The organism is Stenotrophomonas tumulicola, from assembly GCF_014117215.1.
GTDB classification, from domain to species: Bacteria; Pseudomonadota; Gammaproteobacteria; order Xanthomonadales; family Xanthomonadaceae; genus Stenotrophomonas; species Stenotrophomonas tumulicola.
The window spans coordinates 20257-45954 of the sequence record NZ_JACGXS010000005.1; the positions used below are offsets into that span (position 1 = coordinate 20257).

Here is a 25698-nt window from a genome sequence, read left to right on the forward strand (position 1 = left end):
CTGCATCCTGCGTGCCTCGTCTCGCGCCATCCATGGCGCTCGACGCCCCCGCCAACCCACCCCGCCCCACCTTCGACAGGTCCACGGCGGCCATGGACAGGGCATTGGGGTAATGGGAACTGAGGGAAATAGAGGATGGTCTGGGGTTGATCTGGTAGGTGATCTGGTGGGTGACGACCGTTGGTCGTCACGCTCTACCGCTTTTCAGCTCTTCTTTCTTTTTTCAACGCGGCTGGCGGACGGGAAACCGTCAGGGTGCCGGGCGGTGGGGCTGGACGGGGGCGTTGAGCGCCATGGATGGCGCGAAACGAGGCCCGCAGGATGCGGCTTTTGCCGTCCCCCGCCCAGCCCCACCGCCCGGCGCCAAACCCGTAACCTGCTGTAAGCAGCCAGCCGCGAGGGGGTTTCACCCGTTCGCCTGCCTTACAGCGCCAGCGCCATCTCCACCGGAGCAGAAACCGGCACCGTCAGACACTCCCGCACCGGGGCGAAACTGCGCCGATGCTCCACGCACGGGCCGTGCGCGCGCAACGCCGCCAGGTGCGCCGGCGTGCCATATCCCTTGTGCTGGTCGAAACCGAAGTGCGGGAACTGTTCATGCACCTGCTGCATGTACCGGTCGCGGCTGACCTTGGCCAGGATGGAAGCGGCCATGATCGCGCGGTCGATGGCATCGCCGCCGATCAGCGCTTCGCCCGGCAGCACCAGGCCCTTGGGCACCACGTTGCCGTCGATGCGTGCCAGGTCGGCGGCATGCGCCACCGCCGCCACGACCTCGCGCATGCCTTGCAGCGTGGCCTGGTAGATGTTCAACCGGTCCACGGTGGGGGCATCCACCAGCACGACATGCCAGGCCAGCGCGCGTTCGACGATACGGTCATGCAGTTGCTCGCGCCGCGCGGCGGTGAGTTGCTTGGAATCATCCAGGCCATTGATGCGCGGTCGCGCCGGATCGAACACCACGGCAGCCACTGCCACCGGACCGGCCAGCGGCCCCCGCCCGGCTTCATCCACGCCGGCGATGCGCTGCGTCCTGGCTGCCGCCGGAGCGGTGGCCCCGAACAGTGCCAGGGTCGCTGCCGCAGCGGAGCGGCGGCCCATCAGGCCACCGCCTCGCGCACGATCAAGGCGGCCACGGCGTCGGCCGCGCGCGCCGAGGCATCGCGGCGCAGGATGCCATGCAACTGGTCGTAGCTGGCCTGCAGGTCGATGACCTTCTGCGGGTGGTCGAACCATTGCTGGATCGCGGCGGCCAGCTTTTCCGGCGTGCAGTCATGCTGCATCAGCTCCGGTGCGAGGTCCTTGCCGGCAAGGATGTTCGGCAGCGCGTAACGGTCCACCTTCAGCAGGCCCAGTGCCTTGACCAGGCGATAGGTCAGTTCGGCCACGCGGTAGGCGACCACCATCGGCCGCTTCACCAGCATCGCCTCCAGCGTCGCGGTGCCCGAGGCGAGCACCACCACGTCGGCGGCGATCATCGCGGTGCGTGCCTGTCCGTCCAGCACGTGCGAATGCGCAACCGGCAGGGCCGAGCGTGAAAGCTGGGCGTCGATCAACTGGCGGCACGCGGCATTGGCCGCCGGCACCACCACATGCAGCCCGGGGATGCGCTCGGAGACCTGCCATGCGGCCTCGAAGAAGGGCTCGCCCAGCCGGCTGATCTCGCCCAGCCGGCTGCCCGGCAGGACGGCCAGCACCTTGGCGTTTGCCGGCAGGCCCAATGCCGCACGTGCCTGCGCACGGTCCACGCGCAGGGGGATGTCGTCGGCCATCGGGTGCCCGACGAACTGCGCCTCGATACCATGGCGCGCGTAGATCGGCGGTTCCATCGGGAACAGGCACAACACCAGGTCCGCGCTGGCACCGATTTTCTCGGCGCGCTTCTCGCGCCACGCCCAGACCGAAGGACTGACGTAGTGGACAGTACGGATGCCACGCTGCTTCAGCCAGCGCTCCACGCCCAGGTTGAAATCGGGGGCATCGATTCCGATGAACACGTCCGGTTGCCATTCCAGCACGCGTTTACGGAAGGCCGCGCGCAGCTTGAGCAGGCGCGGCAGGTGGCGGAGTACTTCGGTCAGCCCCATGACCGCCAGTTCGCTGGCATCGAACCAGGTCTGGCAGCCTGCATTGCGCATGCCATCGCCGCCGATGCCGGCGAACTCGGCGTTCGGGAAGCGCGCCTTGAGCTGGGACACCAGGCCTGCCCCCAACTGATCGCCGGAGGCCTCGCCTGCCACCAGCGCGATGCGCACCGGGCGGCCATCCACCCTGGCCGGGACGCCGGCACCCAGCGCGCCGGGCAGTGGGATGACAGTGGCAACCGGCGGTCGCTGGGTCTGGTTCATCGCAGCAGCGGCCGCTCGGCCTGTTCGATGAACTCCAGCAGTTCCTTGACATCGGTGCTGGCGCGCGCCTGTTCGGCCAACTGCACCTTGGCCTCGGCCAACGGCAGGCCGGCAACGTACAGCGTGCGGTAGGCGCGCTTGATGCTGGCGATGCGTTCGGCGTCGAAGCCACGGCGCTTGAGCCCTTCGCTGTTGATGCCGCGCGGACGTCCCAGCGAATCACTGCCGACCATGGTGAACGGCGGTACGTCGCCGTTGGTCAGCGCGCCCATGCCGAGGAAGGCATGGGCGCCGATGCGGCAGAACTGGTGCGCACCGGCGAAGCCGCTGATGATCACGTGGTCGCCCACGGTCACGTGGCCAGCGAGGGTGGTGTTGTTGGAGAACACGCAATGGCTGCCGACATGGCAGTCATGCGCCACGTGGGTATAGGCCAGCATCCAGTTGTCGTCGCCGACGGTGGTGACGCCGCCGCCGCCTTGGGTGCCGCGGTTGATGGTGACGAACTCGCGGATGACATTGCGGTCGCCGATCACCAGTTCGGTGCGTTCGCCCGCGTATTTCTTGTCCTGGGGCTCGCCACCGACGGCCACGTGGCCGATGAAGCGGTTGTCGCGGCCGATCCGGGTCGGACCGTGGATGCTGCAATGCGGCCCGATCTCGGTGCCTGGGCCGATCTGTACATCGGCGCCGATCAGGGTGAACGCGCCCACGCGGACGTCGTCGGCCAGGATGGCCGACGGATCGATCACTGCAGTGGGGTGGATCAACGGAGCGTGTGCGCTCATCGGTGGTCCTTCTTCTGGGTTATTCGCGGGTGCCGGCGCACATGACTTCGGCGCAGGCAACCTGCTTGCCGTCGACGAAGGCCTTGCAGTCGTACACCGCCATGTTGCGGATCACGCGCCTGATCTCCACGTGCATCTCCAGCACGTCGCCGGGCACGACCTTGTCGCTGAAGCGGACGTTGTCCACCTTCACCATGTAGAACAGCTTGGACTGGGCATCGCGGCCGAGGGTCAGCTGGGTCAGCACGCCGCCGGCCTGCGCCATGGCTTCGATGATCAGCACGCCGGGCATGATCGGCTGGCCGGGGAAATGGCCCTGGAAGAATGGCTCGTTGATGCTGACGTTCTTGTTCGCCACGATCTTGCGGCATTCGAAGTCGATCGAAACCACCTTGTCCACAAGCAGGAAAGGGTAGCGGTGCGGAATCAACGCCCGGATCTGGGCGATGTCCGGCAGGGTCTGTTCGTGGCTCATTCCTTCTCCTTGCTCACAGACAGGATGCGACGGGCCAGCGCATCGAGCTGTTTGAAGCGCGCGGCATTCTTGCGCCACGTGCGGTTGTCGGTCAACGGGGTACCCGACGAATACTCGCCCGGCTCGGTAATGGAGTTGCGGACCACCGATTTGCCGGTAATCACCACCTTGTCGCAGATTTCCAGGTGGCCGACCACGCCGACGGCGCCGCCCAGCAGGCAGTATCGGCCGATCTTCGCGCTGCCGGCGATACCGGTGCAACCGGCGATGGCCGAGTGTGCGCCGATCTGCACGTTGTGCGCGATCTGCACCAGGTTGTCCAGGCGGACGTCTTCGGCCAGCACGGTATCTTCCAGCGCGCCGCGGTCGACGCAGGTGTTGGCGCCGATCTCGCAGTCGTCGCCAATGCGTACCCCCCCCAACTGCGGGACCTTGATCCACTTGCCGGCGTCCATTGCCAGGCCGAAGCCATCGGCGCCGAGTACGGCGCCGGGATGGATGCGCACGCGCTTGCCCAGCTTCACCCGGGTAACCAGGGTGACGCGGGCGATCAGTTCGCAGCCGGTATCCAGACTGCAGTCTTCGCCGATCACGCTGCCGGTGCCGATGATGCAGTTCTCGCCGATGACGCTGCGCTCGCCGATGCTGACGAACGGCCCGACGTGGGCGCTGGCGGCTACCTGTGCGCTGGGGTGGATGACCGCGCTGGGGTGGATGCCGGGCGCGCGCAGCGGCGCGATGTCGAACAGGGCCGCGATGCGCGCAAAGGTATTGTAGGGATCCTTGGCCACCAGCGCGGTGCCGGGGGCGGCGTCGGCATCGTCCCCGCGCAGCACCACGATGCCGGCCTGGCTGTCGGCCAGTTGCGTGCGGTAGCGTGGGTTTGCCAGGAAGGTGAGCTGGCCGGGCCCTGCATGGGCCAGCGTTGCCACGCCACCGATGGAGGTGCTGGCATCGCCGTGGACCTGCAGGCCGAACTGGTCGGCGAGTTGCTGGGCGGTATAGGTAGGAGTATTCACGCGGGGAGTTTACCGTGTGCCGTGACTTCGGTCATGTTGCCCCCCAGGTCAATGCAATTTCCCCGGTTTCCGTGACGCCGGGCGTTGCCCGGCTGCTGTTGGATTCGTGCGAACAGCCGGCGTTCACGCGTTCCGAGGCTTGGCGGGTCGGGATGGGCGTTCCGGGGGACGCTGCAAGTACGTCCATGTAAGCTCGGTCGCCGCATCCATGCGGCTCACGCCCCCTCCAGCCCACCCCGACCCGCCCCGACAGGCATCGGTGGCTACAGGAACGCAAAAGCAAAACGCCAGGCAATGCCTGGCGTCTCGTAACACGTCTGGTGGAACAGCCCCCTTTTGTTAAGGGGGCGCGCCGACAGGCGCGGGGATAGGCGGCAGTGTTGGGACCCAAAGTCTGCGAAGCAGACTTTGGGTATTTACCTTCGCCGGTCAGAACTGACCGCCGAAGGTAAATTGCAGCCGTTCCACTTCGTCGCCGTCTTCCTTCTTCAGCGGGAACGCATAGCTGATCGAGATCGGACCGACCGGGGCACGCCACAACAGGGCCACGCCGGTGGACACGCGCAGTTCGTTGGCCTTGAAGTTGTCGACGCCGTTGTAGACGTTGCCGAAATCGAGGAACGCCGAAACGCGTGCCGACGGGCTGTCGAAAAGGCGGGGGAAATAGGCTTCGACCGAACCGACGGTCTTCAGCGAACCGCCCAGCGGCTGGCCGCGGTTGTAGTAAGCGGTGGCTTCCGAACGTGGACCCAGGGTGTTGTCTTCGAAGCCGCGTACCGAGTTGGTGCCGCCGGCGTAGAAATTCTCGAAGAACGGCAGGCCGGAGGCAGTCACCACGCGGGTGTTGCCTTCTGCATCGGTCAGCACGCGGCTCGTGTCGCTGCCGTAGCTGTCGCCGTAGCCGACTTCGGCACGGGTGTTGATCACCAGCGACGGGATGATTGGCCAGTACTTGCTGATCTGGTAGTTCAGCTTGTAGTACTCGATGGTCGAGCCCGGCAACGTGGTTTCCAGGCCGACACGCTGGTAGGTACCGCGGGTAGGCATGAAGTAATCGTTGCGCGAGTCGCGTGCCCAGCCCAGTTCAGTGCGCCACGCGTGGAAGGTGCGGCGACCGACGGCATGGATGTAGTCGATGATCGCTTCCGGCGTCGACCCCTGGTAGGTGGTGATCTGGTTGCTGTCGATGCCCAGCATCAGCGAGACGGTGTCGGTCTCGGTGATCGGCACGCCGAACACCATCTGCGCGGCACCGTTGGTGCTGTTGTACTGCGCGGTGTTGAAGTCGGAGTAATCCAGTTCGCGCCAGGACAGGTTGTAGCCCAGCGATACGCCGTCGTCGGTGAAGTACGGGTTGGTGTAGGAGAAGCCATAGCGCTGCAGGTAGCTGCTGCGCGAGGCCTCCACCGACACGCGGTTGCCGCCGCCGAGGAAGTTGTTCTGCGACAGCTGCACCGAGGTGGTCATGCCGTAGGACTGCGAGTAGCCCAGGCCGAACACGAAGCTGCCCGAAGTGGTTTCCTTGACGTTGTAGACAACGTCCACCTGGTCGTTGCTGCCGGTGACCGCCGGGGTCTCCACTTCCACCGCCTCGAAGTAACCCAGGCGCTGCAGGCGGATCTTGGAACGGTCGATCGCTGCCTGCGAGTACCAGCTGTTCTCGAACTGGCGCATTTCACGGCGCATGACTTCATCGGAAGTACGGGTATTGCCGCGGAACACGATCTGGCGCACCGATACGCGCGGGCCGGGGACGACCTGCATGTTGATCGCCACCGTGCGGTCGGCACGGTTGGTGGTCGGGATCGGGTTCACCTTGGCGAACGCATAGCCGATGTTGGACAACGAGTTGGTGATGGAGTTGGAACTGAACTCCAGCAACGCGCGCGAGAAGGTATCCCCCGACTTCTGGATGACCATGCGCTCGACATCTTCCTGCGGCAGCACGGTATCGCCGCTGACGCTGATATCGGAGATGGTGTACTGCTCGCCTTCGGTCACGCCGGCGCTGATGAACATGTCGCGCTTGTCGGGGCTGATCGACACCTGGGTGGAGTCGATGCTGAAGTCCACGTAGCCGCGATCCAGGTACCAGGAGTTGAGCTTCTCCAGGTCACCGGACATTTTCTCCTTGGAGTACTGGTCATCGCGGCGATACCACGAGGCCCAGTTGTGCTCCTTGGATTCCCAGGTATCCAGGATGTCCTCGGCCGGGAACTTCTCGGTGCCGATCAGGTTGACATGGCGGATCTTGGCTGCCTTGCCTTCCTTGATGGTGATCGCGATGTCAACGCGGTTGCGGTCCAGCGGACTCACCGTCGGGGTGATCTCCACGGTGTACTTGCCGCGGTCGTTGTACTGGCGGCGCAGTTCCTGGGTCACGCGGTCCAGGCTGAGGCGATCAAACGTGCCGCCTTCGCTCAGGCCGATGTCGCTCAGGCCCTTTAGCAGCTGGTCGGACTTGATGTCCTTGTTGCCGGTGACGGTCAGCTTGTTGATCGCCGGGCGCTCCTTGACCGTGACCACCAGGATGTCGCCCTGGCGATCCAGCTGCACGTCCTCGAAGAAGCCGGTCTTGTACAGGGCGCGGATGGTTTCGCTGGCCTTTGCGTCGGTCAATGCCTGGCCGCGTTCCACCGGGAGGTAGGTGAACACGGTGCCGGAGCTGATGCGCTGCAGGCCGTCCACGCGGATGTCGCTGACCGTGAAGGGGGCGGCAGCCTGCGCCAGTGCGGGGGCGCCGATGCCAACAGCGAGGGCGAGGGCCAGCAGGCGGCGGTTCGGGAGTCGCGTCATGTCACGTCCGGTTGAGGTCGATTGCTTGTTGCGGAATGCCGACGTTGTAGACGGCGACAGCAGGAAAAAGTTCATCATGGGTCGAGGTTCACCGCGGGACCAGGCCGAGGATGTCGTTATAGAACGCCAGCCCCATCAGCCCGGCCAACAGCGCCAGACCGATGAACTGGCCGGCAGCCATGGCACGCTCGCTCAGCGGACTGCCCTTGACCAACTCTATAAGGTAATACAGCAGGTGCCCGCCGTCCAAGACAGGAATGGGTAACAGGTTGATGATGCACAGGCTCAGCGACAGCAGGGCCAGGAACTGCAGGAACCAGTCCAGCCCCCGCTGCGCGGAAATATTGGCGACCCGGGCAATGGTGACAGGCCCGGAGACATTCTGCAGCGAGGCGTTTCCGGTCACGATCCGACGCATCATGCCCAGCGAATCGGTCGCCATGCGACCGGTTTCGCTGATCGCCACCGGCACCGCCGCCAGTGGACCATACTTGAGCACGGTATCGTAGGCAGGGCTGTGGGACTCGGAAAAGGCGATGCCCAGCTGCCATATCGGCTGGCCGGTTCCGTCAGTGCCCTGGCGCGGCGTGACTTCCAGGGCCAGGCGCTCGCCGCCGCGCAGCACGTCGACCATGCCACCACCGCCGCGCTTGCCCAGCGTCTGTATGGCCGGATAGACCTGCTCGGCGCTGTCGATGCGTTCACCGTCAACCGCCACGATCAGGTCGCCCGGCTGCAGCACGCCGCGTACGGCTGAATCGTCCACCAGCCGGTCCACCAGTGCCGGCTGCAGCCAGAACTGCCAGTTGAGCCCGGCCAGCAGCGGCACGCGGCGTTCGTCGAAGCCGGCCGGCAACTGCGACAGCGGCAGCCTGCGTTCGCGCTTCTGGTCCTGTACGTCCAGCACCTGCAGGGTCACGTCGTGACGGTCCATGGCGGCGGCGGTCAGCGCCATGCTGGCCTCGCCCACGGTGGCTACGGTGCGTCCATCCACTGCCAGGATACGTTCGCCGCCCTGCAGCCCGGCGGCCTGGGCCATGCCACTGGTGCGCCCGATGGTGGCCGAATAGTCCTGTTTGCCGATCACGAACATCGCCCACAGCAGCAGCATGCACAGCAGCAGGTTGGCCAACGGGCCGGCGGCCACTACGGCAATGCGCTGCCAGACGGTCTTGTGGTTGAAGGCCTGGCCGCGCTCGTGCGGGTGGACCTCGACCTCACGTTCGTCGAGCATCTTCACGTAACCGCCAAGGGGGATCGCGGCGATGGCGAACTCGGTGCCATGGCGGTCGCGGCGTGACCACAGCGGTTTGCCGAAGCCGACCGAGAAGCGCAGCACCTTCACCCCGCAGCGGCGCGCCACCCAGTAGTGCCCGTACTCGTGGATGGTCACGAGCAGGCCCAGGCTGACGATCATCCACCACACCGATCCGAGGAACTCAGTCATGGCAACTCACGGTGGCAGGGGAGGGGAAAGGCATGCAGGCAGGCAAGTCTCAGGCGGTCTCGATGGCGGTCCGGGTCAGCTGGCGGGCGTGCTTGTCGGCCGCCAGCAGGCCGTCCAGTGTATCGGCAGGCCCGGATGGCAGTGTTGACAGAGCGTTATCCACCAGTGCGGGAATGGCCAGAAAGCCTATCTTCCCCTGAAGAAACGCTGAAACGGCTTCTTCGTTGGCCGCATTGAGGATCGCCGGGGCGGTGCCGCCGGCGCGCATTGCCTGCCAGGCCAGCGCCAGGCAGGGGAAGGCATCGGTATCGGGGGCTTCGAAATCCAGCCGTCCCTGGCGGAGCAGGTCCAGCCCTTCGACCCCCGATTCGATGCGCTCGGGCCAGCCCAGCCCGACCGCCAGGGTGGTGCGCATGTCCGGCAGCCCCATCTGCGCCAGCGTGGAACCGTCCATGAATTCGACCAATGAATGCACCAGGCTCTGCGGGTGCACCAGCACCTCGATGTGGGCTGGTGGCAGGCCAAACAGGTGGTGGGCTTCGATGACTTCAAGGCCCTTGTTCATCAGCGTGGCCGAATCGACCGAAATCTTCGGTCCCATCGACCATTTCGGGTGGGCGACGGCTTGGGCGGGCGTCACCTGTTCCAGCTCGGCGCGCGAACGGCCGCGGAACGGGCCGCCGGAGGCGGTCAACAGGATCCGGCGCACACCGGCCCCTTCCCGGCTGGCATCGCGCGAACGCAGGCACTGGAAGATGGCGCTGTGCTCGCTGTCGATCGGAATGATCTCCGCACCGGCCAGGGTGGCGGTACGGGTCAGCAGTTCGCCGGCCAGCACCAGCGATTCCTTGTTGGCCAGCAGGATGCGCTTGCCGGCGGAGGCCGCGGCCAGGGTCGAGGAGAGTCCGGCGGCACCGACGATGGCGGCGACCACCGTATCGCAGGCCTCGCCAGCGGCGAGGGCGTCCAGCGCGATATCGCCGGCGTGGGCGGTGGTGGCCAGGCCGGCATCGCGCAGGCCATCGCGCAGGCGCGTATAGAGCGACGCGTCGGCGATCACCGCGTGCAGCGGCTGGTGCACGCGGCACAGTGCCAACAGCGCATCGACCTGTGAACCCGCGGCCAGCACCGTGGGCTGGAAGCGCTGCGGGTGGCGGGCGATGACATCCAGCGCCGATGCGCCGATGGAGCCGGTGGCGCCGAGAACGGCGACCCGGCGAAGGGCGGGGACGGCTTTCATGGTCAGAGCCCGAAGATTTCCTTGCCGATGGCAAACACCGGCAGCGCGGCAAGGACGCCATCGACGCGGTCCAGCACGCCGCCGTGACCCGGAATGATGTGCCCGGAGTCCTTGGCGCCGGCGTGGCGCTTGAGCAGGCTTTCGAACAGATCGCCCAGTACCGAAGCAAACACCGCTACCACGGTGACCAGCAGCAGCCAGGGCAATTGGGCGGTGCTGACCAGTTGCCACTCCGGCACGCCAAAACCCAGCCCGAAGGCAATGGCCACCAGCACCCCGGCGACAAGGCCACCGAACAGGCCTTCCCAGGTCTTGTTGGGGCTGACCCGCGGCGCCAGCTTGTGGCGGCCGAAGGCACGGCCGGCGAAATAGGCGCCCGAATCGGCGGCCCACACCACGGCCAGCGCGGTCAGCAGCCACAGGTGGCCCTGCTCGCTGGAGGCATGGATGAGAACCAGCGAGGCCCATGCCGGCAGCACCGCCAGCGTGCCTGCCAGCAGTTTGAAGGTACGTGCCGGGCTGTCCGGTCGTGCGCCGAAATCGAACCAGCGCAGCCATAGCAATGCCAGCAGCCACCAGCCGACGCCGACCAGCGCAGCCACGCGGAACAGGAATAGCGAGGCATCGCGGTCCCACACCACCAGCACCATCAGGACCAGGTTGAGCAGCAGCAGGGTGGTGCGGGCGAGGGTGTCTTCCACCCCGGCCAGCTTCAGCCATTCCCACAGGCCTATCAGCAGCACGGCGGCGGCGGCGGCGGCCAGCCATTGGCTGGGCAGCAGCAGGATGGCGGCAATGGCCGCCGGCGCCATGATCAGGGCGGCGAGGACTCGGATTCTGGTCATTGGAAGGTCCTGGGCGTCCCGGCTGCGAAAACCCGGATCATGGTCATGGTCATGGGCCGGACGTCTCGTTGGCCAGGGTGGCGATCTGGGCGCTGGTCAGGCCGAAGCGGCGTTCGCGCCCCGCATAGGTGTCCAGCGCGCGCTGCATCTGGTCGGCATCGAAATCCGGCCACAGCACGTCGGTGAACCACAGCTCGGTGTAGGCCAGCTGCCAGAGCAGGAAATTGCTCACGCGCGTATCGCCGCCAGTACGGATGAACAGGTCCGGTGGCGGCATGTCGGCCAGCGCCATGTAGCTGCCGAGCAGGCTTTCGTCGATCTGTTCGGGCAGCAGCCTGCCGGCGGCTACTTCCTGGGCCAGCGTGCGTGCGGCGCGCACGATGTCCTGGCGGCCACCATAACTGGCGGCGATGGACAGGGTCATCGCGGTATTGTCGGCAGTGCGGTGTTCGGCCTGCTGCATGCGCCCGACCAGCGATGCGCCGAAGCGCTCGCGTTCGCCGATGAAGCGTATGCGCACGCCGCGGCGATGCAGTTCGTCGACTTCGCGGTCCAGCGCGTGCAGGAACAGCTTCATCAAGGCCTGCACTTCGTCTTCCGGCCGGCCCCAGTTCTCGCTGGAGAACGCGAACAGGGTCAGCGCCTGGATGCCCAGTTCAAGGCAGCGGTCGACAGTGCGGTTGACCGCACGTGCACCGGCACGGTGGCCGATCATGCGTGGGCGGCGGCGCTGCTGCGCCCAACGCCCGTTGCCATCCATGATGATGGCAACGTGGCGCGGCAGTGTGCTGGGCAATGGTGGAGGAGCTGAAGGCATCGGCTTCAGAGTGCCATCAGTTCCTTTTCTTTCTCGGCCACGACACTGTCGACGTCCTTGATCGACTTGTCGGTCTGCTTCTGGATGTCGTCTTCGCCACGCTTTTTGTCGTCTTCGCTGATCGACTTGTCCTTGAGCAGGGCAGCGATGGCCTTGTTGGCATCCTGGCGGATGTTGCGGATGGCGATCTTGGCGCCTTCGCCTTCCTTCTGGACCTGCTTGGCCAGTTCCTTGCGACGTTCTTCGGTCGGCGGCGGCAGGTTCAGGCGGATGACGGTGCCGGCGACATTCGGCGTCAGGCCGAGGTCGGAGGCATAGATGGCCTTTTCCACGTCCTTGATCATGCCCTTGTCGAACAGGTTGATCACCAGCGAATGACCTTCGGAAACGCTGACCGAGGCCACCTGGTTCAAGGGAGTGTCGGCGCCGTAGGCCTTGACCGTGATGCGATCCAGCAGGGCCGGCGAGGCGCGGCCGGTGCGGATGGCGGTCAGCGACTGGCGCAGAGCGTCGATGCTCTTGTTCATGCGCGTCTGCGCGTTATCTTTGATTTCGTTGAGCATCGCCCGATCCTGGGTAGTACTGGAATCGGGCGATTATAGGCGAATAGGGCCTCTGCCGGGACCGCAGGGCCCCGGTCGTGCATCCGGCGCTCAGGAGGCAGGGGTGTTGCGGCCACGCACCAGGGTGCCGATGTTCTCGCCATGCAGGATCTTCAGCAGTTCGCCCGGCTGGCCCATGTCGAACACGCGCAGTGGCAGGTCGCTGTCGCGCGCCAGCGCAAATGCCGCGGTATCCATCACTTCCAGCCCGCGGGTGATGACGTCGTCATAGGTCAGGCTGTCGAAACGTACCGCATCGCTGTGCTTGTTCGGATCCTTGTCGTACACGCCATCGACCTTGGTGGCCTTCAGCAGCAGGTCCGCGCCGATCTCGATCGCACGCAGCGCGGCGCCCGAATCGGTGGTGAAGAACGGGCTGCCGACACCGGCGGCGAAGATGACCAGGCGGCCTTTTTCAAGGTGGCGGATCGCACGGCGGCGGATGTAGTCCTCGCACACGTCATTGATCTTGATCGCGCTCATCACCCGCGCCTTGGCGCCGACTTTTTCCAGCGCGTCCTGCATGGCCAGTGCGTTGATCACCGTGGCCAGCATGCCCATCTGGTCGCCGGTGACGCGGTCCATGCCGCCTGCGGCAAGGCCTGCGCCGCGGAAGATATTGCCGCCCCCGATCACCAGGGCGACTTCGGCGCCGGCTTGCTGCGCTTCGACGACTTCACGGGCAAGGCGGTTGATGATCTTGGGGTCGATGCCATAGTCCTCGTCTCCCATCAGCGCCTCCCCGGACAGTTTCAGCAGGATGCGGCGATAGGCGAGCTTGGACATGTGGACCTCTGGGTGCGTGGAATCCCCGGGGATTCTACTGCCAAAGCGGGGCGCGGCTGTAGTCTTTTTGTGCGTTGCGGCGAAACGTTTCCCGCCCGACGTGCACGTTCAGGCTGCGCTGCCGGTCACCAGGGGAGGTGCCGTGGCAGCGGTATCGGTGCGTGCGCGGGCAATGACCCGGTTACGGCCGAGGTTCTTGGAGCGGTACAGCACATCGTCGGCGGCGCGCAGCAGGTCCTGCACATCGGCAAAGCGCTCATTGCCCCCCTGGGTGGCCACTCCTGCCGAGAAGGTGACGAACAGCGGCCCTTCCTGCAGCATCACCATCGGCGTGGACACGACGTTTGCCAGTATCCGGCGGATCACCTCCAGTGCGGCCGTCTCGCTGGTGTTGGGCAGCAGGGCGACGAACTCTTCGCCACCGTAGCGGGCCACGGTGTCGCTGGCCCGCAACTGCTCCTGCAGCATGCTGGCAAACGCGCGCAGCACCTCGTCGCCGGTCAGGTGGCCGTGGGCATCGTTGATCTTCTTGAAGTCGTCCAGGTCGATGAAGACCACCGACAACGGCCGGCCATGGCGGGTGGCGCGCAGGAACTCCTGTTCCAGCACGGTGTCCAGCTGGCGCCGGTTGAGGACGCCGGTCAGGGCGTCCCGGTGTGCCTGCTCGGCGAGCCGCCTGGCACGCGCTTCGAACTCGTCGGCACGGCGGTGCGCCTGTTCGACGTCCTGTGCCTGCCTCAGGCTGCGCAGCGTCGCCAACTCCTGTGCATGGTCGATCAGCAGCTGTACGCGGGCCGGCGTGGCAAGCGGGGCATCGAACAGGCTGGCGATGGTGGGCAGTGCCTTGCCGATCCTCGCCAGCATCCGGTCGAACTGCGCACTGTCCAGGTGCAGGCGGTCGTGGACCTGTTCCAGGGCGCGTCCGCGCGCAGCGTCGGAATCAGCGTCCAGCCAGATGTCGGCCACGCTGCCGGACAGCTGCACGCAGGCCTGGAAATCGTCGTCGGACAGCGTGTCGTCTTCGCTGCGTGCGATGGCATCGACCAGGTAGCGCGGCAGGTCCCAACCGCTGGCGACCAGGGCGCCGACATCGGCGTGGCTGCACTGCAGGTGTTCACGTTCGCGTGCCAGCAGCATCGGGTTGTCGGCTGCTTCGCGCAGCAGCGGCAGGTAGGCATCGGGATGCGACTGGGCCAGGGCCAGGATGCCGATGTCCTGCATCAGGCCGGCCAGCATCAGTTCTTCCAGCCGGCGCAGCCCGCGTGCCTGGCCGAGCTGGCTGGCGGCGAGTGCGCTGAGGATGCTGCGTCGCCAGGCGCGTTCGCGCAGGTCGTGGCCGCTTTCGCCGCACGCCACCAGGCCCTGGGTGACGGTGAAGCCCAGGGCCAGGCAGAGGGTGGCGTTGAGGCCGAGCATGGTCAGTGCCTGGCCGAGGTTTTCGATCCGCCGGCGACTGGCGTACAGCGGCGAATTGGCGATCCGCAGCATGCGCGCGCTGAGCGCCATGTCGATCCCGATGATGTCCGCGACGGTGCTGAGTTCCGCCTCGGGGTCCTGGGCCAGCTCGATGATGCGCAGGGCGATGCCGGGGGGCGAGGGAAGGTGGCGGCAGAGTGCCAGGGCAGCAGTCAGCTCAGGAGGCATATCGGGTCGTTCATTGGTTTTGGACGGGAAGACCGGGACGCGTCACAGATCTGGGCACAGGCACTTGCATGAAGATCCCTCTCCGCAGGCGGGCAAGTATTGCCTTGAACACGGGATAACGCAAAGTGAGCCGCCGACAACGAAAAAAGCCGCGCAGGGCGCGGCTTTCTTCGTGGACCAGGATGGCGTGGCGATCAGGCCAGGCCGGCCTGCTTCATCACTTCGGCAGCGTAGTCTTCCACCACCTTCTCGATGCCTTCGCCAACGGCCAGGCGCTTGAAGCCGACCACGTCGGCACCAGCGGCCTTCAGTACCTGCTCGACCGTCTGGTTGGTGTCCAGCACGTAAGGCTGGCCGTACAGCGTGACTTCGTTGACGATCTTGGCGATCTTGCCGCTGATGATCTTTTCCAGGATGTCGGCCGGCTTGGACTTGTCCTTGTCGGTCATCTTGGCCAGCTCGATTTCCTTTTCCTTGGCAACGAACTCGGCCGGCACATCGGCGGCCTTGTTGTGCGGCGGGTTCATCGCCGCCACGTGCATGGCAAGGCCACGGGCCAGCTCGGCGTTACCGCCAGCCAGCTCCACCAGCACGCCGATGCGGCCGCCGTGGACGTAGGCGGCCACGTTGTTGGTGGTGTCCAGGCGCGCGATGCGGCGCACGTCGACCTTCTCGCCGACCTTGGCGATGACGGCGGCACGGGTTTCTTCGACGGTATCGCCCGAAGCCAGCTTGGCGGCCTTCAGGGCGTCGATGTCGGCGGCGCCGGACGACAGCGCAACGGCGGCGACGGACGAAGCGAAGTTGGTGAAATTCTCATCCTTGGCGACGAAGTCGGTTTCGGAGTTGATTTCGACCAGCACGGCCTTGCCGGCTTCCTGGGCGGCCACGATGACGCCTTCGGCGGCAACACGGTCGGCCTTCTTGTCGGCCTTGGCCAGGCCGGACTTGCGCAGGGCTTCGATGGATGCGTCGATGTCGCCGTTGTTTTCAACGAGCGCCTTCTTGCATTCCATCATGCCGGCGCCGGTGCGCTCGCGCAGTTCCTTGACCAGGGAAGCAGTGATTTCCATGGGATTACCTCACAAAAGAAAGGGGTTGGGCCGGCATGGTGGCCGGCCCGTATGACAGGGCACTGTCAGCTGCCGGTGGCGGCTGCAGGGCAGGTGGGTGCAGTGCACCCACCTGGGGGCCTGGATCAGGCCTGGGCTTCGTCGGACTTCTTCGGCGCAGCGGCCTTCTTGGCCGGAGCGCGACGGGCCGGCTTGGCCTCTTCGCCTTCAGCCACGGCGTCGGCAAACTCTTCTTCACGCACGGTGGCGGCGTGCGGAGCGGCAGCCTTGCCTTCCAGCACGGAGTCGGCGGCGGCGCGGGCATACAGCTGCACGGCACGGATGGCGTCGTCGTTGCCCGGGATGGCGTAATCCACCAGCTCCGGGTTGTAGTTGGTGTCGACCACGGCGATCACCGGGATGCCGAGCTTCTTGGCTTCCTTGATGGCGATGTCTTCGTGGCCGATGTCGATGACGAAGATGGCGTCCGGCAGGCGGTTCATGTCCTTGATGCCGCCCAGCGAGGCTTCCAGCTTGTCGCGCTCACGACGCAGGCCCAGCACTTCGTGCTTCACCAGCTTCTCGAAGGTGCCGTCGGTTTCGCCGGCTTCCAGTTCCTTCAGGCGGGCAACCGACTGCTTCACGGTACGGAAGTTGGTCAGGGTGCCGCCCAGCCAGCGCTGGTTCATGAACGGCATGCCGCAACGCTCGGCTTCTTCGCGGATCGACTCGCGGGCGCTGCGCTTGGTGCCGAGGAACAGGATGGTGCCGCGCTTCTGGGCAACCGAAGAGATGAAGTTCATCGCATCGTTGAACAGCGGGACGGTCTTTTCCAGGTTGATGATGTGGATCTTGCCGCGGGCGCCGAAGATGTACGGAGCCATCTTGGGGTTCCAATAGCGGGTCTGGTGTCCGAAATGGACGCCGGCTTCCAGCATCTGGCGCATGGTGATCTGGGGCATTGCACTACTCCTGTGGTGGAACCGGCGTGCACCGTTGTCCGTCAGGGACGCCCGCGGGAAAGTGTGCGGGACTGCGCGGGGCGCGCTTCAATGGTTCCGGGGTTGGGCTTCCCCATCGTCTCCGTGGCCGAACCCCTTGCGGGGCACCCCGGCACGGATCGGGACGATGGGTGTGGATTCACCGGTGACGCCCGGTGTGGGCGGTTCCCTGCGCAGGGTTGCGGCGGGGAATCCGGCGATTATAGACCGCAGGGCGCCCCGGCTGCAATTCGCCCCGGATCCCGGGCATGCCGGGCCCCGTCCTCGGCCGGGCCGGGGCGGGCCCCCCGGCCGAACCGGGGCTGTCGGCCGGGCACTGGACCCGTTCAGCTATGCCGCCGGATCGGCGATAATAGGTGGCATGAGCGTGAATCTGAAAACCCCCCAGGAAATCGAGATGATGCGTGAGGCCGGGCGACTGGCCAGCGAAGTGCTGGACATCGTCACCCCCTTCGTCAAGCCCGGTGTGACCACCGAAGAGCTGGACCGCATCTGCCATGACCATATCGTCAACGTGCAGAAGACGGTGCCGGCCAACGTGGGTTACCGCGGCTTCCCCAAGAGCGTGTGCACCTCGGTCAACAACGTCATCTGCCATGGCATTCCCAGCGAAGCCAAGGTCCTCAAGGACGGCGACATCGTCAACATCGATGTCACCGTGATCAAGGATGGCTGGCACGGCGATACCAGCCGCATGTATTACGTCGGCACGCCGTCGGTGATGGCCAAGCGCCTGGTCGAAGCGACCTATGAGGCGATGTGGCGCGGCATCCGTGCGGTGAAGCCGGGCGCGACGCTGGGCGACATCGGCCATGCCATCCAGAGCTTCGCCGAGAGCGAGCGCTTCAGCGTGGTGCGTGAGTACTGTGGTCACGGCATCGGCAAGGTCTACCACGACGAGCCGCAGGTGGTGCATTACGGGCGTCCTGGCCAGGGACTGGTGCTGCAGCCGGGCATGACCTTCACCATCGAACCGATGATCAACGAGGGTACCCGTTACAACAAGGTGCTGCCTGATGGCTGGACCGTGGTCACCAAGGACCGCAAGCTGTCGGCACAGTGGGAGCACATGATCGCGGTCACCGAGACCGGCGTGGACGTGCTGACGCTGTCGCCGGGCGAATCGCAGGTCGCCTGAGCATGTTGCCGGCGGGTTCGTTGCTGGACACGCCGGCGTCGTCGGCCACCGATGTCGAATGGGCGGCCTCGGCACGCCAGGCGCTGCAGCAGGCCGATGCGCGGCTGCACCGGCGATTCGACCAGGGCGACAACATCGAGCGCCTGCTGGCGCTGCGTGCGCGTGCTGCCGACCACCTGATCCGCCTTGCCTGGCAGCGTTGCGTGCCGCCTGGCAGTGGCTTGTCGCTGTTCGCAGTCGGTGGCTATGGGCGTGGCGAGCTGTTTCCCTGTTCGGATATCGACGTGCTGGTGCTGGGCGAGCCGGAAGCGCAGCACGCCGGCGAAGGTGTGCTGGCGCGTTTGTTCGCCTTGCTGTGGGACTGCGGGCTGCCAGTCAGCCATGCGGTGCGTTCAATGGAGCAGTGCCGCCAGGCGGCCGCTGACCAGACGGTGCTGACGGCATTGATCGAGGCGCGCGCACTGGTGGCTGCCGACGACATCCGGCGCGGGCTCCGCCAGGCGATGGACGATGGCGCGCTGTGGCCGCCGCGTGCGTTCTTCCTGGCCAAGCTGGAGGAGCTGCGTGCGCGCCACGAGCGTTTCGGCGACACCGCCGACAACCTGGAGCCTGACCTGAAGGACGGCCCTGGCGGCCTGCGCGACCTCAATACGCTGGGTTGGATGGCGCTGCGCGCGTTCGGCGTACGCGACCTGGAGGCGCTGGTCGGGCTGGGCCACCTGGGTGCGGACGAAGCCGTCGCCCTGCAGCGCGAGCGTGCCGTGTTGGCCGGCCTGCGATACGGGCTGCACCTGGTGGCGGGACGCCCGGAAGAGCGCCTGCGTTTCGATTACCAGAAGACCCTGGCGGCCCGGCTGGGGTTCGAGGACGATGCAGAAAGCCTCGGCGTCGAGAAGATGATGCAGGGGTTCTACCGCGCGGCCTCGGTGGTGCGGCGGATCAGCGACCGCCTGCTGCAGCGATTCGAAGAACAGTTCGACGGCGAGGCCGTGCCACAACCATTGACCGTGGGCTTCTCGCTGCGTCGCGGCTACCTGGCCGCCAATGACACCCGCTGGCCCGGCGAAGACATCGGCGAAGTATTCGCCCTGTTCGCCAGCTGGGCCAACAACCCACAGGTGCGTGGCCTGCATTCGCTGACCGCGCGTGCGTTGGCCGAAGCGCTGCCGCAGCTGCCCGATTTCGAGCGTGCATCGCCGCACGCGCGGCAGCAGTTCCTTGCGTTGCTGCGCAGCCAGCGTCCGGTCGATACGTTGACGCGGATGGCCCGGCTTGGCGTGCTGGGGCAATGGATACCGGCATTCGCCCAGGTCAGCGGACGCATGCAGTTCGACCTGTTCCACGTCTATACCGTGGACCAGCATACGATGATGGTGTTGCGGAACATCGGTGAGTTTTCCAGCAGCCGGGCCGCCGAGCGCTTTTCGATCGCCCATGAGGTCTGGCCGCGCCTGCGCAAGCCCGAGTTGCTGCTGCTGGCGGGGTTGTTCCATGACATCGCCAAGGGCCGTGGTGGCGATCATTCCGAACTGGGGGCCGTGGATGCGCGGCAGTTCTGCCTGGCGCTGGAACTGAGCGCTGCCGACACCGAACTGGTGGCCTGGCTGGTCGAGCAGCACCTGCGCATGTCGGTGACCGCACAGAAGCAGGACATCTCCGATCCTGCGGTGATCCATCGCTTTGCCACGCTGGTCGGCAGCCGCGACCGGCTGGACTATCTGTACCTGCTCACCTGCGCCGATATCGCCGGTACCAGCCCAAAGCTGTGGAATGCCTGGAAGGACCGCCTGCTGGCGGATCTGTATTTTGCTACCCGCCGTGCGCTGCGCGAAGGCCTGGAGCCGCCGCTGCCAGCGGCCGAGCGGGTGGCCGAGGCGCGCGAGAACGTGCGCCAGCTGGTGCGCGAGATGGGCTATGACGATGCCACGATCGATCGCCAGTTCGCGGTGATGCCCGATGAAAGCTTCATCCGCCTGCGCCCGGAGCAGTTGGCGTGGCAGGCCGGGGCGCTGGTGCCGGTCAGGCAGGGGCATACCCTGGTGAAGGTACGGCCGATCAGCGCCGATGACCCGGCGCTGGAGGTGTTCGTGCATTCCCCGGACCGCGATGGCCTGTTCGCTGCCATCGTGATGACCCTCGACCGCAAGGGGTATGGCATCCACCGCGCGCGCGTGCTGGATGGGCCATCGGATACGATCTTCGATACGTTCGAGGTCAACCCGGCCGACAGCTTTGCCGATGGCGACCCGTTGCGGTTGGAGGCAGCGCTGCGCGAGGCGCTGTCCGGCGACCTGGCGCGCCTGCGTCCGTCGCGTCGCGCCATCCCCCGGCAACTGCGCCATTTCCGCTTTGCTCCACGCATCGAGTTCCGCGACGAAGCGGGCGAGGGCGTCGGTACCCGATTCAGCCTGGTCGCGCCGGACCGCCCTGGCCTGCTGGCCGACGTGGCCTCGGTGCTGCGCAACCAGGGGCTGCGCGTGCACGATGCGCGTATCGCTACCTTTGGCGAGCGCGCGGAAGATACCTTCGTGATCAGCGACGAACACGACCTCCCCCTTGATGAAACCGCCAGGCAGCAGCTTCGCGAAGCGATGCTGTGCTGCCTGGACCCAGACCGAAACGCCGGAGATACCCCCTGATGGCCACCAAGCCGAGCAAGAAGACCACCGCCGCCAAGACCGTGGCCACCAAGGCGCCGACCGCGCGCAGGCCCGCTGCGAAGAAAACGCCTGCGGCGAAGGCGGCACCTGCTGCAAAGAAGGTCGCGGCGGCGAAGAAGGCGCCGGTCGCGAAGAAGATTCCCGCCGACAAGGCGCGCGCGGAAAACATCGCGCGCAAGTCGCTGCGCAGGCCGGCCGGGCCGGGCGTGGAAGAGCTGAAGTTCGGCATCGAGAGTGCATTCGAGCGTCGCGCCACGCTGACCCTGCATGAGCTGGACGGTTCCACCCGGCCGTTGGTGAACCGGGTCATCGATGGGCTGGAAAGCGGCGAGTTCCGCGTAGCCGAGCCGGACGGCCACGGTGGCTGGAAGGTCAACGAATGGTTGAAGAAGGCCGTGCTGCTGTATTTCCGCGTCAACGACATGGCCGTGGTCGATGCGCGTCCGGCGCCGTTCTGGGACAAGGTGGAATCGCGCTTCAGCGGCTACGATGAGGCGAAGTTCCGTCGTGGTGGCGTACGCGTGGTGCCCGGTGCCATCGCCCGGCGTGGCACGTTCTTCGGCAAGGACGTGGTGCTGATGCCGAGCTTCACCAACATCGGCGCCTACGTCGGCGAAGGCACCATGGTCGATACCTGGGCCACGGTGGGTTCATGCGCGCAGATCGGCCAGCATTGCCACCTGTCCGGTGGTGCCGGCATCGGCGGCGTGCTGGAGCCGCTGCAGGCCAGCCCGACCATCATCGAAGACCATTGCTTCATCGGCGCGCGCTCGGAAGTGGTGGAAGGCGTGGTGGTGGGCCATCACAGCGTGATCGGCATGGGCGTGTTCCTCAGCCAGAGCACGCGCATCTACAACCGCGCCACTGGCGAGATCAGCTACGGCTACATCCCGCCGTACAGCGTGGTGGTGTCCGGCTCGCTGCCGTCGGCAGATGGCACCCACTCGCTGTACTGCGCGGTCATCGTCAAGCAGGTGGACGCCCGGACCCGCAGCAAGACCAGCGTCAACGACCTGTTGCGCGGCCTGGCCGACTGACCGCCATGGCCACCACCCTTCATGGCTTGAAGAACTGCGATACCTGCCGGAAGGCGACCCGCTGGCTGGACCGCTTCGGGGTGCCGTACACCTTCGTCGATTACCGCGACAACACGCCGGGTCCGGAAACCCTGCTGGCATGGGCCGCGCAGCTGGGCGGCCTGGAGGCGATGGTCAACAAGTCGTCCACCACCTGGCGCCAGCTTCCGGAAAACCGCAAGGCGGCCGGTACCGATGCCGAGTGGAAACTGCTGCTGCGCGAGCACCCGCAGTTGATCCGACGGCCATTGGTGGTCACGGACGACGGCAAGATCAGCCAGGGTTTCAGCGACAACGGCTTCAAGGCGCGTTTCGCGACGGTACTGGCCGGGGGCGCCGAGTGAGTGGTGTGCTTGACCTGGCCTGCGCGCTGATCGCGCGTCCTTCGGTAACGCCCGACGACGCCGGCTGCCAGCCACTGCTGGCGGCGCGGCTGCTGGCCGCCGGATTCGCCTGCGAGCACCTGCGGCTTGGCGAGGTCGACAACCTGTGGGCCACGCATGGCAGCGGGGAGCCGGTGCTGGTGCTGCTGGGACATACCGATGTAGTGCCGCCGGGGCCCCGCGAAGGATGGCAGAGCGATCCGTTCGTGCCCGAGGTGCGCGACGGCGTGCTGTATGGGCGTGGTGCGGCGGACATGAAAGGCAGCGTGGCCGCGTTCGTGCTGGCTGCCGAGCAGTTCGTTGCCGCACATCCCGATCATGCCGGTACGCTGGCGGTGTTGCTGACCAGCGACGAGGAAGGCGATGCGATCGATGGTGTGCGGCATGTCGCCCGGTTGTTCGCCGAGCGTGGCCAGCGCATCGACTGGTGCATCACCGGTGAGCCTTCTTCCACCTCCACGCTGGGCGACCTGTTGCGCGTGGGCCGGCGCGGCAGCCTGTCCGCGCGGCTGGCCGTACAGGGCGTGCAGGGCCACGTGGCCTATCCGGACAAGGCGCGCAATCCGATCCACCAGGCGGCGCCGGCGCTTGCCGAACTGACCGCGCGCCATTGGGATGATGGTTTCGAGAGCTTCCCGCCGACCAGCCTGCAGGTGTCCAACATCCATGCAGGCACCGGGGCCAACAACGTGATTCCCGGCCAGCTGCAGGTGGATTTCAACCTGCGCTACAACCCGCACTGGAACGCGGAGCGCCTTGAGGCGGAGATCACGGCGTTGCTGGACCGCCATGGCCTGCAGTACACGTTGAAGTGGCACCGCAGCGGCGAGCCGTTCCATACCCCGGAAGGCGTGCTGCGCGCGGCGGCGCGCGACGTGCTGGCGGCACACATTGGCCGTGCCCCGGAGGAAAGTACCGGTGGCGGTACCTCCGACGCACGTTTCATCGCCCCGCTGGGGGCGCAGTGCATCGAGATCGGGCCGGTCAACGCTTCCATCCACCAGGTGGACGAGAACGTGCGCGTAGACGAACTGGAGGCGCTGCCCGGCCTGTACCAGCGCTTGATCGAACGACTGCTGGGGTAGCGGCTTGGCAGGGCTGGGCCCTGCACCTTCGACAGGTGCATGCGGCGTAGCGCCGGGCCATGCCCGGCGGAATGGGGTGATGGGGATGGGTAGAGCGGGTCCATGACCCGCTGCCCTTGTTTTCGGCATCGCGCCAACGGCAGCGGGGCATGGCCCCGCTCTACCGATTCGTTCTTGCGCATACCCATCCGCCCCACCTTCGACAGGTCCATGCGGCATCAGGTAGCGCCGGGCCATGCCCGGTGGAACGGGATGATGGGGGTGGGTAGAGCGGGTCCATGACCCGCTGCCCTTGTTTCCGGCATCGCGCCAACGGCAGCGGGGCATGGCCCCGCTCTACCGATTCGTTCTTGCGCATACCCATCCGCCCCACCTTCGACAGGTCCATGCGGCGTCGGGTAGCGCCGGGCCATGCCCGGCGGAACGGGGGCATGGCCCCGCTCTACCCATTTCGTCTTGACATGCCGCCCGCCGCCGATCCGTTGCCAACGCAACAGTTGCGCGCGCCGTGCTGGCGCGGTACGTTCAATCCCATGCACCGCCACCTGGCCCCCGCCGTCAATAACACCAACCGCAATAACCTGCGCGCGAACAATCGTGCGCGGCCGATGCGGGACTGCGCCCAGGGTAGATAGAGCAACACGACACCCGGACACCAGAAACCCGCATCGGCCGATGCGGGTTTTTTTGTGCCCGGAAAGCATCTCCGGGCCAGGTTGGCCGGTCGGACATCCCCCTATGCATACCCCACCGACAGGAGCTCCACCCCATGTGTTCGATCTTCGGAATCTTCGGCTTGCAGGCCGGTGACGACCTCCCCGCACTGCGACGCCATGCACTGGAATCATCGCAGCGCCAGCGCCATCGTGGCCCGGACTGGAGCGGCGTGTACCTCGACGACGGCGCGCTGCTGGTGCATGAGCGGCTGGCCATCGTGGATCCGGCTGGCGGCTCGCAGCCGCTGTTGTCCGAAGACGCGCAGCTGGCATTGGCAGTGAACGGCGAGATCTACAACCATCAGCAGCTGAAGGGCGAACTGACGCAGGGCTATGCCTTCCAGACCGGCTCGGATTGCGAGGTGATCAACGCGCTGTACCGCGAAGGCACGCCGGCGCAGTGGCTGGAACGACTCAATGGCATCTTCGCCTTCGCACTGTGGGACAAGGCGGTTGGGCGCGTGCTGCTGGCGCGCGATCCGATCGGCGTGGTGCCTCTGTACTGGGGCCATGATGCACAGGGGCGCCTGCGCGTGGCGTCGGAACTGAAGGCGCTGGTGGATACCTGTGCCGATGCCGCGCAGTTCCCGCCTGGCCACTACTACGACAGCGCCAGCGGCGAGCTGGTCCGCTACTACCAGCAGTCCTGGCGCCACTATGACGCCGTGCAGGGCAGGGACGTGGACCTGGCCGAACTGCGCCACGCGTTCGAGCGTGCCGTGGAACGCCAGCTGATGAGCGACGTGCCCTACGGCGTACTGCTGTCCGGTGGGCTGGATTCCTCGTTGGTTGCTGCCGTTGCCGCGCGCTATGCACGTCGGCGCATCGAAGACGGTGGCGAGAGCGAGGCATGGTGGCCGCGGCTGCACTCATTCGCCATCGGCCTGCAGGGCTCGCCGGACCTGGCGGCTGCAGCCGTTGCAGCCGAGGCACTGGGCACGGTGCACCATGGCTTTGAGTACACCTTCGAGGAAGGCCTGGACGTGCTGCCGGAGGTCATCCGCCACATCGAGACCTACGACGTCACCACCATCCGTGCCTCCACGCCGATGTTCCTGCTGGCGCGGCGGATCAAGGCGATGGGGGTGAAGATGGTCCTGTCCGGCGAGGGCAGCGACGAGATCTTCGGTGGCTACCTTTACTTCCACAAGGCGCCGGATGCACGCGAGTTCCATGACGAGCTGGTACGCAAGCTGGATGCGTTGCACAACTACGATTGCCTGCGCGCCAACAAGTCGATGATGGCGTGGGGCGTGGAGCCGCGCGTGCCGTTCCTGGATCGCGAGTTCCTCGACGTGGCCATGCGCTTCGACGCCGCGCACAAGATGGTCGGCAGCGCGGCCTCAGGCGGGAGGCGGGTGGAGAAGGGCGTGCTGCGGGCGGCCTTCGAGGGTTACCTGCCGGACAGCATCCTGTGGCGCCAGAAGGAGCAGTTCAGTGATGGCGTGGGCTACGGATGGATCGATGGGTTGAAGGCCCACGCTGAATCGCAGGTCAGCGACCGCGTGCTGGCGGCGGCGGACAAGCGCTTCCCGCACAACCCGCCGCAGACCAAGGAGGCGTACTACTATCGCCACGTATTCGAGCAGTTCTTCCCCAGCCATGCTGCAGCGGAGACGGTGCCCGGTGGCAAGTCGATCGCCTGCTCCTCGCCTGCGGCGATCGCATGGGATGCCAGCTTCGCCAACGCTGCCGATCCGTCCGGTCGCGCGATTGCCGGCGTGCACGAAGCCGCGTTGGCGTGACACACGGTAGCGCCGAGCCACGCTCGGCGAGCGCA

General features: G+C 66.2%; 21 protein-coding genes. 6 read left to right on the forward strand and 15 right to left on the reverse strand.

Annotated features, from left to right (window positions below; all coding sequences use genetic code 11):
- Positions 1-423: 423 nt before the first annotated feature.
- The 15 genes from H4O11_RS11080 to rpsB form a co-directional block, all read right to left on the reverse strand.
- A complete protein-coding gene (locus H4O11_RS11080) occupies positions 424-1101 on the reverse strand; it encodes a ribonuclease HII (protein ID WP_182339495.1) in 678 nt (225 codons plus the stop codon).
- Positions 1101-2348 (reverse strand): lipid-A-disaccharide synthase, encoded by a 1248-nt coding sequence (gene lpxB / locus H4O11_RS11085; RefSeq protein ID WP_182339496.1) that lies wholly within the window; start codon positions 2346-2348, stop codon positions 1101-1103. Before lpxB ends, H4O11_RS11080 begins: the two co-directional genes overlap by 1 nt.
- Positions 2345-3136, reverse strand: coding sequence for an acyl-ACP--UDP-N-acetylglucosamine O-acyltransferase (gene lpxA / locus H4O11_RS11090; RefSeq protein ID WP_182339497.1), 792 nt, complete (start codon positions 3134-3136; stop codon positions 2345-2347). Before lpxA ends, lpxB begins: the two co-directional genes overlap by 4 nt.
- Before the next feature lie 19 nt (positions 3137-3155).
- Complete coding sequence (gene fabZ / locus H4O11_RS11095; RefSeq protein WP_182339498.1) at positions 3156-3611, reverse strand: 3-hydroxyacyl-ACP dehydratase FabZ; 456 nt, start codon at positions 3609-3611, stop codon at positions 3156-3158.
- The gene (lpxD, locus tag H4O11_RS11100; protein WP_182339499.1) at positions 3608-4630 is read right to left on the reverse strand and encodes a UDP-3-O-(3-hydroxymyristoyl)glucosamine N-acyltransferase; all 1023 of its coding nucleotides are present in this window, start codon (positions 4628-4630) and stop codon (positions 3608-3610) included. Before lpxD ends, fabZ begins: the two co-directional genes overlap by 4 nt.
- Before the next feature lie 429 nt (positions 4631-5059).
- Positions 5060-7426: an outer membrane protein assembly factor BamA gene (gene bamA / locus H4O11_RS11105; protein WP_182339500.1), complete on the reverse strand. Its 2367-nt coding sequence runs from the start codon at positions 7424-7426 to the stop codon at positions 5060-5062.
- Between the two features lie 88 nt (positions 7427-7514).
- Positions 7515-8873, reverse strand: coding sequence for an RIP metalloprotease RseP (rseP, locus tag H4O11_RS11110; protein WP_182339501.1), 1359 nt, complete (start codon positions 8871-8873; stop codon positions 7515-7517).
- A 49-nt stretch (positions 8874-8922) separates the two neighbouring features.
- A complete protein-coding gene (locus H4O11_RS11115; protein WP_182339502.1) occupies positions 8923-10113 on the reverse strand; it encodes a 1-deoxy-D-xylulose-5-phosphate reductoisomerase in 1191 nt (396 codons plus the stop codon).
- 2 nt (positions 10114-10115) lie between these two features.
- The gene (locus H4O11_RS11120; RefSeq protein ID WP_182339503.1) at positions 10116-10958 is read right to left on the reverse strand and encodes a phosphatidate cytidylyltransferase; all 843 of its coding nucleotides are present in this window, start codon (positions 10956-10958) and stop codon (positions 10116-10118) included.
- A gap of 49 nt (positions 10959-11007) precedes the next feature.
- Complete coding sequence (gene uppS / locus H4O11_RS11125) at positions 11008-11775, reverse strand: polyprenyl diphosphate synthase (protein ID WP_182339504.1); 768 nt, start codon at positions 11773-11775, stop codon at positions 11008-11010.
- 5 nt (positions 11776-11780) lie between these two features.
- Positions 11781-12338 carry a ribosome recycling factor gene (gene frr, locus H4O11_RS11130; RefSeq protein WP_182339505.1) on the reverse strand — a complete coding sequence of 186 codons (558 nt, stop codon included), beginning with the start codon at positions 12336-12338 and terminating at the stop codon, positions 11781-11783.
- Between the two features lie 90 nt (positions 12339-12428).
- Complete coding sequence (gene pyrH, locus H4O11_RS11135) at positions 12429-13163, reverse strand: UMP kinase (RefSeq protein ID WP_182339506.1); 735 nt, start codon at positions 13161-13163, stop codon at positions 12429-12431.
- A gap of 108 nt (positions 13164-13271) precedes the next feature.
- Positions 13272-14807: a sensor domain-containing diguanylate cyclase gene (locus H4O11_RS11140; protein ID WP_182339507.1), complete on the reverse strand. Its 1536-nt coding sequence runs from the start codon at positions 14805-14807 to the stop codon at positions 13272-13274.
- Between the two features lie 194 nt (positions 14808-15001).
- Positions 15002-15880, reverse strand: a complete 879-nt coding sequence (tsf, locus tag H4O11_RS11145) for a translation elongation factor Ts (protein ID WP_182339508.1) — start codon at positions 15878-15880, stop codon at positions 15002-15004.
- A 125-nt stretch (positions 15881-16005) separates the two neighbouring features.
- Entirely contained in the window at positions 16006-16821 is an 816-nt protein-coding gene (rpsB, locus tag H4O11_RS11150) for a 30S ribosomal protein S2 (RefSeq protein ID WP_182339509.1), read from the reverse strand.
- Between the two features lie 400 nt (positions 16822-17221).
- Here rpsB and map point away from each other — a divergent pair, with 400 nt between their 5' ends.
- From map to asnB, 6 genes are all read left to right on the forward strand, one after another.
- Positions 17222-17998: a type I methionyl aminopeptidase gene (gene map, locus H4O11_RS11155; protein ID WP_182339510.1), complete on the forward strand. Its 777-nt coding sequence runs from the start codon at positions 17222-17224 to the stop codon at positions 17996-17998.
- Between the two features lie 2 nt (positions 17999-18000).
- Positions 18001-20637 (forward strand): [protein-PII] uridylyltransferase, encoded by a 2637-nt coding sequence (locus H4O11_RS11160; protein WP_182339511.1) that lies wholly within the window; start codon positions 18001-18003, stop codon positions 20635-20637.
- Positions 20637-21695 (forward strand): 2,3,4,5-tetrahydropyridine-2,6-dicarboxylate N-succinyltransferase, encoded by a 1059-nt coding sequence (gene dapD, locus H4O11_RS11165; protein ID WP_182339512.1) that lies wholly within the window; start codon positions 20637-20639, stop codon positions 21693-21695. The genes H4O11_RS11160 and dapD overlap by 1 nt, the downstream gene beginning before the upstream one ends.
- A gap of 5 nt (positions 21696-21700) precedes the next feature.
- On the forward strand, positions 21701-22078 hold the full coding sequence (locus H4O11_RS11170; RefSeq protein WP_182339513.1) for a Spx/MgsR family RNA polymerase-binding regulatory protein: 378 nt from the start codon (positions 21701-21703) through the stop codon (positions 22076-22078).
- Positions 22075-23202 carry a succinyl-diaminopimelate desuccinylase gene (dapE, locus tag H4O11_RS11175; protein WP_182339514.1) on the forward strand — a complete coding sequence of 376 codons (1128 nt, stop codon included), beginning with the start codon at positions 22075-22077 and terminating at the stop codon, positions 23200-23202. The genes H4O11_RS11170 and dapE overlap by 4 nt, the downstream gene beginning before the upstream one ends.
- 769 nt (positions 23203-23971) lie before the next feature.
- Complete coding sequence (gene asnB, locus H4O11_RS11180; protein ID WP_182339515.1) at positions 23972-25663, forward strand: asparagine synthase B; 1692 nt, start codon at positions 23972-23974, stop codon at positions 25661-25663.
- Positions 25664-25698: the final 35 nt, after the last annotated feature.

Coding starts and splice junctions, on each gene's coding strand:
- H4O11_RS11080 (WP_182339495.1), bottom strand. CDS start 1,101: ATGGGCCGCCGCTCCGCTGCGGCAGCGACCCTGGCACTGTTCGGGGCC.
- lpxB (WP_182339496.1), bottom strand. CDS start 2,348: ATGAACCAGACCCAGCGACCGCCGGTTGCCACTGTCATCCCACTGCCC.
- lpxA (WP_182339497.1), bottom strand. CDS start 3,136: ATGAGCGCACACGCTCCGTTGATCCACCCCACTGCAGTGATCGATCCG.
- fabZ (WP_182339498.1), bottom strand. CDS start 3,611: ATGAGCCACGAACAGACCCTGCCGGACATCGCCCAGATCCGGGCGTTG.
- bamA (WP_182339500.1), bottom strand. CDS start 7,426: ATGACGCGACTCCCGAACCGCCGCCTGCTGGCCCTCGCCCTCGCTGTT.
- rseP (WP_182339501.1), bottom strand. CDS start 8,873: ATGACTGAGTTCCTCGGATCGGTGTGGTGGATGATCGTCAGCCTGGGC.
- H4O11_RS11115 (WP_182339502.1), bottom strand. CDS start 10,113: ATGAAAGCCGTCCCCGCCCTTCGCCGGGTCGCCGTTCTCGGCGCCACC.
- H4O11_RS11120 (WP_182339503.1), bottom strand. CDS start 10,958: ATGACCAGAATCCGAGTCCTCGCCGCCCTGATCATGGCGCCGGCGGCC.
- uppS (WP_182339504.1), bottom strand. CDS start 11,775: ATGCCTTCAGCTCCTCCACCATTGCCCAGCACACTGCCGCGCCACGTT.
- frr (WP_182339505.1), bottom strand. CDS start 12,338: ATGCTCAACGAAATCAAAGATAACGCGCAGACGCGCATGAACAAGAGC.
- pyrH (WP_182339506.1), bottom strand. CDS start 13,163: ATGTCCAAGCTCGCCTATCGCCGCATCCTGCTGAAACTGTCCGGGGAG.
- H4O11_RS11140 (WP_182339507.1), bottom strand. CDS start 14,807: ATGCCTCCTGAGCTGACTGCTGCCCTGGCACTCTGCCGCCACCTTCCC.
- tsf (WP_182339508.1), bottom strand. CDS start 15,880: ATGGAAATCACTGCTTCCCTGGTCAAGGAACTGCGCGAGCGCACCGGC.
- rpsB (WP_182339509.1), bottom strand. CDS start 16,821: ATGCCCCAGATCACCATGCGCCAGATGCTGGAAGCCGGCGTCCATTTC.
- map (WP_182339510.1), top strand. CDS start 17,222: ATGAGCGTGAATCTGAAAACCCCCCAGGAAATCGAGATGATGCGTGAG.
- H4O11_RS11160 (WP_182339511.1), top strand. CDS start 18,001: ATGTTGCCGGCGGGTTCGTTGCTGGACACGCCGGCGTCGTCGGCCACC.
- dapD (WP_182339512.1), top strand. CDS start 20,637: ATGGCCACCAAGCCGAGCAAGAAGACCACCGCCGCCAAGACCGTGGCC.
- H4O11_RS11170 (WP_182339513.1), top strand. CDS start 21,701: ATGGCCACCACCCTTCATGGCTTGAAGAACTGCGATACCTGCCGGAAG.
- asnB (WP_182339515.1), top strand. CDS start 23,972: ATGTGTTCGATCTTCGGAATCTTCGGCTTGCAGGCCGGTGACGACCTC.